The organism is Mycobacterium bourgelatii, from assembly GCF_010723575.1.
Taxonomy (GTDB): domain Bacteria; phylum Actinomycetota; class Actinomycetes; order Mycobacteriales; family Mycobacteriaceae; genus Mycobacterium; species Mycobacterium bourgelatii.
Window position 1 is genome coordinate 583,537 of sequence record NZ_BLKZ01000001.1, and the last position, 10,754, is coordinate 594,290.

Consider the following 10,754-nt stretch of genomic DNA (forward strand, 5'->3'; position numbering starts at 1 on the left):
CGGTCAGCTCACGTTCTTCAAGATCGAAACGATGTTGAAAAAGCCGGGTACCCCGGTGCCGCTATTGAATAGGCCAGAGATTATTCCGGCATAAACGGGCCCATATTCAGCTACTGGGACGCCCCGGTTGAAGAAGCCCGAGATTTGGCCATTTATGCCAAACATACCGTTTGCGCCACTGGCGGAGTTGAAGAATCCGGACATTCCGCCGTTGCTCATGGCGCCTGCCGCTGTGTTGACGTCGTCGCCGCAAGCGACACCAGATGTGCCGACTTCAGGCGGTGCATTCTGCAATGCGGCGCCGTAGAAAGTCGCGGGCCGGTTCAGAGCCGTTGTATTCCAACGCAGTTCGGTACCAGGTGAGCGCTTCGGTACTGCGTCCCGCGCGGCGCAGCAGATCGGCGCGCACCGACGCAACCAAACTCGAGCGGGCCAGCCGCGGATCGCCGGCGACTTCTTCCAATGCGGCCAGGCCGGCGTCGGGGCCGTCGCGAAAGCCCACCGCGAGCGCTCGATTGGTCATCACCACCGGAGAATTGGTCACGCTCAGCAGCCGATCGTAGGCCGCGCAGATCGTCGTCCAGTCCGTCTCCTCGAAAGACGGAGCGGTCGCGTGCACCGCGGCGATCACCGCCTGCGGCAGGTATGGGCCGGTCGATCCCTCGGCCCGCCGCAACTGCTCCAAACCGCGAGCGATGCGTGCGCTGTCCCACCGCGAACGCGGCTGCTCCTCGAGCGGGACCAGGGCTCCGTTGTCGTCCACCCGAGTCGGCCGTCGCGAATCGTGAAGCAGCACAAGGGCTGCCAAGGCATGCGAGTCCAGCTCGTGCGGCATCAGCGCGCAGATTTCACCGGCTAACCTGACCCCTTCGTCGCATAGTTCGTCGCGGATCGCCGAGGGTCCCGCCGTTGACCAATAGCCCTCGGTGAACACCGAATAAATGCAGCTCAGCACATGCGGCGTGCGCTCTGGCAACAGTTCTGCGGGTGGCACTCGCAGCGGGATGTTGGCGTGCCGAATCTTGTTCTTGGCGCGAGTGATTCGCTGACCGACCGCCGCCTCGGTCTGTAGTAGCGCGCGAGCGATCTCGGCGACGGTCAACCCGGACACCAGTCGCAATGTGAGCGCCAGCTGGGACTGCCGGTCCAAGGCGGGGTGCGCGCACGTGAACATCATCCGCAATTCGTCGTCGCGGACGGGCTGCGGGTCGCTGTGTTCGGTCCGGGCCCGGATATCGTCTATCACAGCCGCCAATTCCTTTCCCGGACGGGCGGATTCGCGACGCAGCCGATCCCGTGCGCGATTACGGGCGACCGTGACCAGCCAGGCGCCGGGATTGTCCGGCGGTCCGTCGGCGGGCCAGGTCCGGAGCGCTTCGGCGCAGGCCTCCTGGACGGCGTCCTCCGCGATGGTGAGGTCGCCGGACCACCGCGCAAGCGCAGCGACGGCGGGTCCCCATTCCCGACGGAAGACGCCGTCCAGATTGGTCATGCGTGCCGCTACAGCCCCGAAACTCCTGCGAGTTGGCGCAACTCGACAGCGGTGGCGGGGATCATCGAGGCCAGCTTGACGGCCTCGTCTTGATCGTGGGCGTCTAAGAGATAGAAACCATTGGCTACCTCGGCACCTTCCGCATAGGGCCCGTCGGTGATCAGCACCTCGCCGTTTCGGACACGTACCGTCGTCGCCGACGTCGGGCCATGGAGTGCGGCGCCGCCAGCAATGGCAGTGCCCGCGGTCGCGGCGAAGTCTCCATGCCGTGCGGCAATGGCCTGCCATTCTCGCGTGCCCGGCTCGAATGCGGTTGCCGGTGGTTCCAGCAGCAGAGCCAGCCACCGGCCGGTGCCCGACCAATCGGGTTCGGCGGCATGGTAAATCGGCCAGACCTCGACAGCCCCGAAATCGGCAACGGGGACGGCGCGCGCCAATGCCAGCGCCTCGTCGAGGTTCTCCGCCTCGAAAACGTAGTAGCCGCAGGCCAACTCGGCGGACTCGGCGAACGGCCCGTCGGTGGCGATGGGCGCATCGGGTCCGCCGGTGACGCGCACCGCCTCCGTCGCGGGCGCCAGCGCATCACCGGCGCGAATCGCCGAGGCCGCTTTGGCATGGAAGTCCTGGAAGGCGGCCATTGCTGCCTGGCCGTCCTCGGGTGTGCGGTCGCTCTCCCTGCTGATCAACAACGCGAAATACTGCATGTCGTCACCTCCGAGTAGTGAGCGAAACCCCCTGTTTCACTCTCTACCTATCCGACGAACGACGCAGCCCCGATCCGACACCAATCCGTAGGTCAGGTTGGCGCGTCAGGCAGCCGCAGCAGGCTTGAGGTAGGTGACCAGGCTGACGTCGAGCATCTCGTCATCGAAGTAGTGCTCGCAGCCACGCAGGTACTTCATGTAGCGGTCGTAGACCTCTTCAGAGGTGATGCTGATGGCCTCGTCCCTGTTGGCTTCCAGATTGTCGCCCCAAATCCGCAGCGTCTTGATGTAGTGCGGGCGCAGCGACACCGGCTCGGGCACGACGAAGCCGGCCTTCTCACCGTGTTCGACCATCATCTCGGTGGTCGGCAGGCGACCACCCGGGAAGATTTCGGTGATGATGAATTTGATGAACCGCATCGTTTCGAACGTCAGCTTCTTGCCGCGTGCGTTCAGGTTGTACGGGTGGTAGCTCACGCTGCTCTGAACGGTCATCCGGCCGTCGTCGGGCATGATGTCGAAACATCGCTTGAAGAAGTCGTCATAGTTCTCATGGCCGAAGTGCTCGAACGCCTCGATGGACACGATCCGGTCGACCGGTTCGTGGAAGTCTTCCCAGCCATGCAAAAGCACCCGGCGGGAGCGGTTGGTGTCGAGTGATTCCAGCACCTGCTGAGCACGGGCGTGCTGGTTGTTGGACAACGTCAAACCGACGACATTGACGTCGTACTTCTCGACCGCGCGCTTCATCGTGGTGCCCCACCCACAGCCGATGTCGAGCAGCGTCATACCCGGCTTGAGGTCCAGCTGGTCCAGGTTCAGATCGACCTTGGCTATCTGAGCTTCTTCGAGCGAGATGCCTGGCGGCTCGAAGTACGCACAGCTGTAGGTGCGTGTCGCGTCCTGGAATAGGCCGAAAAATTCGTCCGAGACGTCGTAGTGAGCCTGAATATCTTGGAAGCTGGTTCGCGTCTTCGTCGGGCTAGGCGGGTTCTCGGCCATTATCGTCTTTCTTTTTCCTCATGGGTGGTGTCACCGGGCTCAGCACGCGCACGAGGCCCCGGCCGGAGTGCCTACCGTATGAATTCTTGAGGCCGTTTACAAAACGCGTAGATGTGCACCCGAAGCCTGTCGTTGACACGAAGTCTACTTCGCCAGGGTGAAGTGGTTGCAGTCGATATAGCCAATGCGGAACGCCTTGGCGCATCCAGTCAGGTATTTCATGTACCGGTCGTAGACCTCTTCCGACTGGATCTCGATGGCCTCCTCCCGGTGGGCCTGCAGCGCCTCGCTCCAACAATCCAGGGTCTTGGCGAAATCAAGCTGTAGCGACTGGATCTGGGTCACTGTGAACCCGACCTTTGTCGCGTGATCCTCAACCTTCTCGATCATTGGCAATCGGCCGCCCGGGAAGATCTCGGTGATGATGAACTTCATGAACTTCGCCCACTCGATGGTGAAAGGCATGCCGCGTTCCATAATCTGCCTCGGGTGTAACCCGGTGATCACATGCAGCAGCATGACCCCGTCAGCGGGCAGGGCGTCGTAGACAAATTTGAAGAAGTCGTCGTAACGGTGGAAGCCGAAGTGCTCTAGGGCTTCGATGGTGACGATTCGGTCCACCGGCTCATTGAAATCGGCCCAGTCGCTGAGCAGCACGCGGTGTGAGCGGTTGGTGTCGACTTCATCGAGCAACCGTTGGCAGTACGCGTGTTGATTTTCCGACAGGGTTAGCCCGATGACATTGACGTCGAACTTTTCCATGGCCCGTTTCAAGACCGGGCCCCAGCCACAACCGATGTCCAGCAGCGTCATGCCCGGCTGCAGCCCAAGCTTGCCCAGAGCCAGGTCGATCTTGGCGAGTTGGGCTTCGTGCAGGCTCATGGCCTCGTGTTCGAAGTACGCGCAGCTGTAGGTGCGCGTCGGGTCTACGAACAGGCCGAAGAACTCGTCGGACAGGTCGTAATGTGCCCTGACGTCATCGGTGTTGGACCGCAAGCTACCTGCGCGCGTGGAAACTTCCGACATCTGTCCTCCCGACAGGGCGACCCCGCCCCCCCGGCGAGGTGGTCATTTCCCCGGACCCTACACGCCCCCGGCCGCATCGCGTGCATTTGAAGGCGGGTAAACGGGATTTTCTCGACACGTCCCTACTGCTTGGCGAGCGTGAACTGGTTGACGTCGATGTAGCCGACGCGGAAGGCGTTGGCGCAGCCCGTCAGGTACTTCATGTACCGCTCGTAGACCTCTTCCGATTGAATACGAATGGCGTCGTCCTTGCGGGACTCCAGCGCAGCGGCCCAGATGTCCAAGGTCTTCGCGTAGTGCGCCTGCAGCGACTGGCGTCGGGTCAGCGTGAAGCCTGCCTTCGCCGAGTGCTCCTCGACCTTCTCGATCGACGGCAACCGGCCGCCGGGGAATATCTCGGTGACGATGAACTTGATGAAGCGAGCCATCTCAAAGGTCAACGGCATACCGCGCTCAACGATCTGGGGACCGGTCAAACCCGTGATGGTGTGCAGCAGCATCACGCCGTCGGCCGGCAGGATCGTGTTGGCCAACGCAAAAAAGTCGTCGTACCGATCGTGGCCGAAATGCTCGAATGCGCCGATCGACACGATCCTGTCGACGGGCTCGTCGAACTGCTCCCAGCCGTTCAGCAGCACCCGCCTGGTCCGGGACGTGTCCATCGCGTCGAACTGCTTCTGTACGTGGGCCGCCTGGTTCTTGCTCAATGTCAGCCCGACGACGTTGACGTCGTACTTCTCGACGGCGCGGCGCATGGTGGCGCCCCAGCCGCATCCGACGTCGAGCAGGGTCATGCCGGGCTGCAGGCCGAGTTTGCCCAGCGCCAGGTCGATCTTGGCGATCTGAGCCTCTTCCAGGGTCATGTCATCGCGTTCGAAGTATGCGCAGCTATAGGTCTGGGTCGGATCCAGAAACAGCCGGAAGAAGTCGTCGGACAGGTCGTAATGGGCCTGGACGTCGTCGAAGTGCGGTGTCAGCTTTTCAGCCATGTGATGGTGTTGCCTTCCTGAGACCGCCAAGGCCCCACGCTTGCATGCGAACTGCATTTCCCCCGCGCATGCTGGTCGCATGCTATCCGACGCGACAGGCCATCACTAGACTGCGCGGTTAGCGAGAAAGCCGTTTCCCCAGGTCAAACGACTTTTCGGGCGGCTTAAGCCGCTACTTCGTCAGCGTGTACTGAGCGACGTTGGACAAGCCCTTGCGGAAGAGACCCGCACAGCCGGTGAGGTAGCGCATGAAGCGGTCGTACACCTCTTGCGACTGGATGGCGATGGCCTTCTCCCGGTTGGCTTCCAGATTGGCCGCCCACATATCCAGCGTCCGCGCGTAGTGCGCTTGCAGGTACTGGATCTCGCCGACCGAGAACCCGCTGTTCTTGGCGTTGTCGATGATGTCCTCTTCGCCGCACATCCCGCCGCCGGGGAAGATCTCCGTCGCCAGGAACCGGAAGAACCGCAAGTCGCTCATGGTCACGGTGATGCCGTGCTCGCGCCAATACGTCTGTTTGCGGGTGAAGATGCTGTGCAAGAGCATGCTGCCGTCGTCGGGCAGCAGCTCGTAGGCGCGATCGAAGAACAGCGGCCAACGTTCCTTCTTGAAGGCGTCGAAAGCCTCAAAGCTGACGATGCGGTCGACCTTTTCGTTGAACTCTTCCCAGCCCTGCAGTCGCGCCTCGGCGCGCCGCGTCGTCGGGATCGCGGCGAGCCGGGCCTTGCTGCGTTCGTAGTGGTTTCGGCTCAAGGTGATGCCGATGACGTTGACGTCGTACTTCTCCAACGCCCGGACCACCGCGCCGCCCCAGCCGCAGCCGACGTCGAGCAGCGTCATGCCCGGCTCGAGGTTCAGCTTGTCCAGCGCGAGATCAAGTTTCGCGAGTTGCGCCTCTTCCAGCGTCATGTCTTCGTCTTTGAAGTACGCGCAGGTGTAGACCATGTTGGGGTCTAGGAACAACGCGAAGAAGTCGTCAGAGATGTCGTAGGTTGCCTGCGATTCTTCGTAAAAGGGTCTGAGTTCCGTCATGGTGTCGCAACCTCCCGGGCCAACCGTAGCAATGTCGAATGTGTTGGGGATGCAAAGCTCCCAGTCCTGCGCCCCGTCATGCGGTCTGGGCGAAGTTGACTGTCAGCTCGCTGATCACCCGATCCCAGAGCTGTCTGGGCAAGTCATGGCCCATGCCGTCGACCAAGACCAGCCGGGCACCGTCGATCGCGCGTGCGATTGCGCGGCCACCCGTGGGTCGCATCAGCTTGTCGGCACGACCATGGATGACGACGGTCGGTGCGGTGATGCGCCGGTTGTACCGCAACAGGCTGCCGCTGGCCATGATCGCCCCGAACTGTTGGGCGATGCCCCATGGGTGGAAACTGCGCTCGTAGGCCTCGATGGCGTCGGCCCGCAGCTGCTCTTCGTCGGTCCGGAAGCCAGGACTGCCGATGATTCTGCTGACCCGCACGGCGTTGTCGATGATGACGTCCCGCGGCGAACTCGGCGACGGCCCCTTGATGAGTGACAGCAGGGCACGCGGCGCCGGCGGAGGCAGGAACGGGCGGTTGTTGCTCGAGAAGATGATGCCCAGGCTCTTCGTCCGCTCGGCGAACTGTGCGGCGAATATCTGGGCGATCATGCCGCCCATCGAGGCACCGACAACGTGGGCGCGATCGATGCCGAGATGCTCGAGCAGTGCAGCGGCGTCGTCGGCCATGTCTTCCAGCCGGTAGGCGGCCTCGCTGGGTAGGCCGAGCCAGGACCGGCTTAGTCGCAGGGGCAGCGGTTGTCCGCCACGGTACGGGTCGGTCTTGGTGGACAGCCCGACGTCGCGGTTGTCGTACCTGATGACGCGCAGGCCCTGGCTGACGAGCTTCTCGCAAAACTCGGTCCGCCACAGCAGCAGTTGGGCGCCCAAGCCCATGATCAGCAATACGGGCGGGTCGTCGGGGTCGCCCATGTCCTCGTAGTAGAGCTTGACATCACCCGATACCGCGGTGCCGCTGCGAACTTCCACTAGTTCCTAGACCTCGACATCCGCTTGGTGTTCGCGGCTGACCTCGACCATGAAGTTGGCGAAGTATCCGGTCAGCTGCGGGTCCGACATCATCTGCCACTTGGGTGCCAACAGCTTCATATACCGCTCGACATAGAGGAACTGCTTGCCGATCAGCACCAGCTCGCGGGGCAGCTTGACATCGTAGGCGTCGGCCAGCGCGGACAGCTGCCGGCCGATGTCGGCATAGGACATATCACCCAGTGACTGCATGGTGAGCGGAGTGGCGAACTTCTCCAAGTCCTTGGCCGCCTGCGCTTCGGGCTTGACGGTTCCTACCGCGCCCATCAGCACCACGATCTTGCCCGCCGCCGCGTGATCCTTCTTGACCAGCAGCGCGTACACCAGCTCGCGCAACAGCCAACGCGTTCGGGGATCGATGCGGCCCATGATCCCGAAGTCGAAGAACACGATGCGGCCCTCGTCGTCGACGTACAGATTGCCCGCGTGCAGATCGCCGTGGAACAACCCGTGCCGCAGGCCGCCTTCGAACACGCTGAACAACAGCGCCTTCACCAGCTCGGTGCCGTCGAAGCCGGCCTTGCGGATGGCGGCGACGTCGTCGATGCGGATGCCCTGCACCCGTTCCATCGTCAGCACCCGCTCGGTGGTGAAATTCCAGTGCACCTGCGGTACCCGGATGTTCTTACCCAGCGGCGACGCCTGCAGGTGGGAGATCCACGCATCCATGGACTGGGCTTCGAGGCGGAAATCCAGCTCCTCGGCCAGGTTGTCGGCGAAGTCGGCGACAACGTCTTGAGCGGACAGCCGGCGGCCGAGCTTGGCCAGTTCCACGGCCTGGGCGAAGCGCCGCAAGATCTGCAGATCGGCGGCGACCCGCCGACGGATACCCGGCCGCTGGATTTTGACCACGACCTCCTCGCCCGTTTTCAGGGTCGCGTAATGCACCTGCGCGATCGAGGCCGAAGCGAACGGCTCGTCGTCGAAGCTGGCGAACAGATTTTTGGGCTCGTCACCGAGTTCCTCGATGAATAGCTTGTGTATTTCGTCGGTGTTGGCGGGTGGCACGCGGTCGAGCAGGCCGCGGAATTCACGCGACAGCGATTCGCCGAAAGCCCCCGGGCTAGACGCGATGATCTGCCCGAATTTCACGTAGGTGGGTCCCAGGTCAGCAAATGTCTGTGGGACCTGTTTGATCACCTTCTGCTGCCACGGGCCCTTGCTCGGCAACTTCGCGACGACGCGGGCGGCGGTGCGGGTGACCTGCCAACCGGTGGCAGCTACCCGGGCCGCCTCGACCGGCAATGGCACCCGGTCGAGCTTGGCCACCTCGCGGTGCTTAGTAGAGCTCATTTCAGCAGTGTGCCAAACCCAGGCAGTCAATTCCCAATTTGCGTGAGCCCGCTCACCTGCAACTAACGGTCGCCGCAAAGGCGAAAATCGGCCAAAACTACTCCGCGAGCGCGAAGTTCTCGGTGAGGACCTCCACGATCGGCCGCCACACCGGTCGGGGGAGGTCGTGGCCCATGCCGTCGAGGACGACGAACCGGGCGCCGGGGATCGTCGCGGCAACCGCACGTCCGTTGCGTGGCCGCACCATCGGATCGTGCGAACCGTGCAACACCACCGTCGGCGCGGTGATCGCCTTGCTGTACCGGAGCAGGCTGCCGGTGCCCAGCATGGCGTCGAACTGGCGCAAGACGCCGGGCGGGTAGGTGCAGCGCTCGGCCAACTGGCGGACCCGCTGCCGCAGCTCCTCCTCGGACGGTAAGAAGTTCGGCCCGTTGAACACCGCTATGTTGCGTACTTCGTAGGCGAGTTTGTCCTCGACCGGCGCGTCTGGCGGCGGTGTGTCGAACCTCAGCTTGAGTACTCGCCAGGACGGCGGTGCGGACAGCGCCTTGCCGGTGGACGACATGATGATGCCCAGCGACGCCACTCGGTCGGGTTCGCTGCCGGCCAGGATTTGCGCGATCATGCCGCCCAACGAAGCGCCGACGACGTGGGCGCGGTCGATGCTCAGGTGATCCAGCAGCCCGACCACGTCCTGAGTCATGTCGATCAGGGTGTAGGGCACCGGGCTCGGCTTGCCCAACATGTATCGGCCGATTCGGCGGTAGAGCGAACCTTGGGCACGCTGCCCGTGCACCTTGGCCGACAAGCCGGTGTCGCGATGGTCGAAGCGGATGACGCGGAAGCCGGCGTTGACAAGTCGCACGCAAAACCCGTCGGGCCACATGGGCAGCTGGGCGCCCAAACCCATGATGAGAAGCACGGGTGGGGCCTCTGGGTCGCCGAGGTCCTCGAAGTAGATGTCTATCGCGTCGTGCGACGCCGTGCCGCTACGGATGAGCACGCTTCATTGTTACTGGGCTTGCACTGGTGGCGTCCACGGCGTGATCCAGGGCCGAGGTTCCCAGTGCTCCAATCCCGCGATCAACTCATACATGGTGGCGCCGTCGATGGACTCGCGGATGATGTCGGCGTGCCCGGCATGCCGAGCCAACTCGTTGATCACGTGCAGGATGACCCAGCGCACCGACCAGGCGTCGATATTTTTGGGAAACCACGGGGCGTCCTTGGGGACCGGCACCGGCGCGTCCAGATCCGCGGTCGCCACCAGCCTCAGCGACTCCGCGTTTTGGATCTCGAAAGCCCGCAACAGCGAATCCAGTGTTTCGTCCGGACGCATCACGTGCTCGTCGGCCATGGCCCTGGCCCGCTCCTCGAACGGACGCTTGTCTGTAGGTGGTGAGCCGGGCGCGGCGGCCACGCGGGCCATCCAACTGCGCTGCATTCCCGTCGCGTGCTTGATCAGCCCGCCGATGGACAGCGCACTGACCGACGGGGTCGACCGGGCTTGTTCATCGGTGAGGCCGTAGGACACCGCGAAGTAGGCGCTTTGGTGGTAGGCCAAGAACTCGCGCAGGGCGCTGCGTTCGTCGGTCACGGGTGCGGCAAGGGCGGGCATTTCCGTCAGTCCTCCTGATGCAGGTAAAGGTCTCGCAGGCAAGCGATTTCGGCCCCGTGATGAATGGCCTCCCGATTAATGTGCAGGACCAGCTCGATGAAGGCACGGTCGGCGTACGGTCCTTCGGCCGGACCGCACGGGCGGTCCAGATCGGCCTCCGACAGCGATCGCACCCCGCTGATCCACGTCGCGTAGACATCGTCGAGTTGTCGCAGCGCGGTGTCGGCGTCGGTCGCATAGTCCCAGTTGGAATAGTCGGCCGGGGGTGCGCCGAAATGGCTGTGGTTGCGCATGGCGAAGACGCCGACGATGACATGCGCCAGGCGCCACGCGATCGTGGTGAAGGGTGCCGGATCGGGTGGGGGAAAGGCGAAGTCCACCGTCCCGTCGCGATGCACCGTCCAACAGTTGGGTACGGGTTGCCAGAAGTATTCGTCATCGGTGAGGCCGTCCAGTCGAGGGCGTAGCTGGCCCTGCCAATGCCAGTCGAGCTGGTCGGCCAGGTATGCACTCAAGTTGGTCATACATCGAGGGTTCCATTTTCCGGGCCTTCTC

General features: G+C 63.3%; 11 protein-coding genes. All 11 read right to left on the minus strand.

What is annotated here, in order from left to right:
* Positions 1 to 274 precede the first annotated feature (274 nt).
* Entirely contained in the window at positions 275 to 1,492 is a 1,218-nt protein-coding gene (locus G6N68_RS02665; protein ID WP_163707467.1) for an RNA polymerase sigma factor, read from the minus strand.
* Positions 1,493 to 1,500: 8 nt separating this feature from the next.
* Positions 1,501 to 2,196, minus strand: coding sequence for a YciI family protein (locus tag G6N68_RS02670; RefSeq protein WP_163707470.1), 696 nt, complete (start codon positions 2,194 to 2,196; stop codon positions 1,501 to 1,503).
* Positions 2,197 to 2,301: 105 nt separating this feature from the next.
* Entirely contained in the window at positions 2,302 to 3,198 is an 897-nt protein-coding gene (gene mmaA4 / locus G6N68_RS02675) for a hydroxymycolate synthase MmaA4 (protein WP_163707473.1), read from the minus strand.
* A gap of 144 nt (positions 3,199 to 3,342) precedes the next feature.
* Positions 3,343 to 4,224, minus strand: a complete 882-nt coding sequence (locus G6N68_RS02680; protein WP_163707476.1) for a cyclopropane mycolic acid synthase family methyltransferase — start codon at positions 4,222 to 4,224, stop codon at positions 3,343 to 3,345.
* Between the two features lie 122 nt (positions 4,225 to 4,346).
* Complete coding sequence (gene mmaA2 / locus G6N68_RS02685; protein WP_163707479.1) at positions 4,347 to 5,213, minus strand: cyclopropane mycolic acid synthase MmaA2; 867 nt, start codon at positions 5,211 to 5,213, stop codon at positions 4,347 to 4,349.
* 172 nt (positions 5,214 to 5,385) lie between these two features.
* Entirely contained in the window at positions 5,386 to 6,246 is an 861-nt protein-coding gene (locus G6N68_RS02690; protein ID WP_163707483.1) for a cyclopropane mycolic acid synthase family methyltransferase, read from the minus strand.
* 76 nt (positions 6,247 to 6,322) lie between these two features.
* The gene (locus G6N68_RS02695) at positions 6,323 to 7,228 is read right to left on the minus strand and encodes an alpha/beta fold hydrolase (protein ID WP_163707486.1); all 906 of its coding nucleotides are present in this window, start codon (positions 7,226 to 7,228) and stop codon (positions 6,323 to 6,325) included.
* Positions 7,229 to 7,234: 6 nt separating this feature from the next.
* On the minus strand, positions 7,235 to 8,581 hold the full coding sequence (locus G6N68_RS02700) for an ABC1 kinase family protein (RefSeq protein WP_163707489.1): 1,347 nt from the start codon (positions 8,579 to 8,581) through the stop codon (positions 7,235 to 7,237).
* A 97-nt stretch (positions 8,582 to 8,678) separates the two neighbouring features.
* Positions 8,679 to 9,584, minus strand: coding sequence for an alpha/beta fold hydrolase (locus G6N68_RS02705; protein WP_163707492.1), 906 nt, complete (start codon positions 9,582 to 9,584; stop codon positions 8,679 to 8,681).
* A gap of 9 nt (positions 9,585 to 9,593) precedes the next feature.
* On the minus strand, positions 9,594 to 10,178 hold the full coding sequence (locus tag G6N68_RS02710) for a DinB family protein (RefSeq protein ID WP_163718072.1): 585 nt from the start codon (positions 10,176 to 10,178) through the stop codon (positions 9,594 to 9,596).
* A gap of 26 nt (positions 10,179 to 10,204) precedes the next feature.
* On the minus strand, positions 10,205 to 10,723 hold the full coding sequence (locus G6N68_RS02715; RefSeq protein WP_163707495.1) for a DinB family protein: 519 nt from the start codon (positions 10,721 to 10,723) through the stop codon (positions 10,205 to 10,207).
* Positions 10,724 to 10,754: the final 31 nt, after the last annotated feature.

Excerpts from the sequence above, each read along its gene's own strand:
- G6N68_RS02665 (WP_163707467.1), bottom strand. The coding sequence starts at position 1,492 with ATGACCAATCTGGACGGCGTCTTCCGTCGGGAATGGGGACCCGCCGTC.
- G6N68_RS02670 (WP_163707470.1), bottom strand. The coding sequence starts at position 2,196 with ATGCAGTATTTCGCGTTGTTGATCAGCAGGGAGAGCGACCGCACACCC.
- mmaA4 (WP_163707473.1), bottom strand. The coding sequence starts at position 3,198 with ATGGCCGAGAACCCGCCTAGCCCGACGAAGACGCGAACCAGCTTCCAA.
- G6N68_RS02680 (WP_163707476.1), bottom strand. The coding sequence starts at position 4,224 with ATGTCGGAAGTTTCCACGCGCGCAGGTAGCTTGCGGTCCAACACCGAT.
- mmaA2 (WP_163707479.1), bottom strand. The coding sequence starts at position 5,213 with ATGGCTGAAAAGCTGACACCGCACTTCGACGACGTCCAGGCCCATTAC.
- G6N68_RS02690 (WP_163707483.1), bottom strand. The coding sequence starts at position 6,246 with ATGACGGAACTCAGACCCTTTTACGAAGAATCGCAGGCAACCTACGAC.
- G6N68_RS02700 (WP_163707489.1), bottom strand. The coding sequence starts at position 8,581 with ATGAGCTCTACTAAGCACCGCGAGGTGGCCAAGCTCGACCGGGTGCCA.
- G6N68_RS02715 (WP_163707495.1), bottom strand. The coding sequence starts at position 10,723 with ATGACCAACTTGAGTGCATACCTGGCCGACCAGCTCGACTGGCATTGG.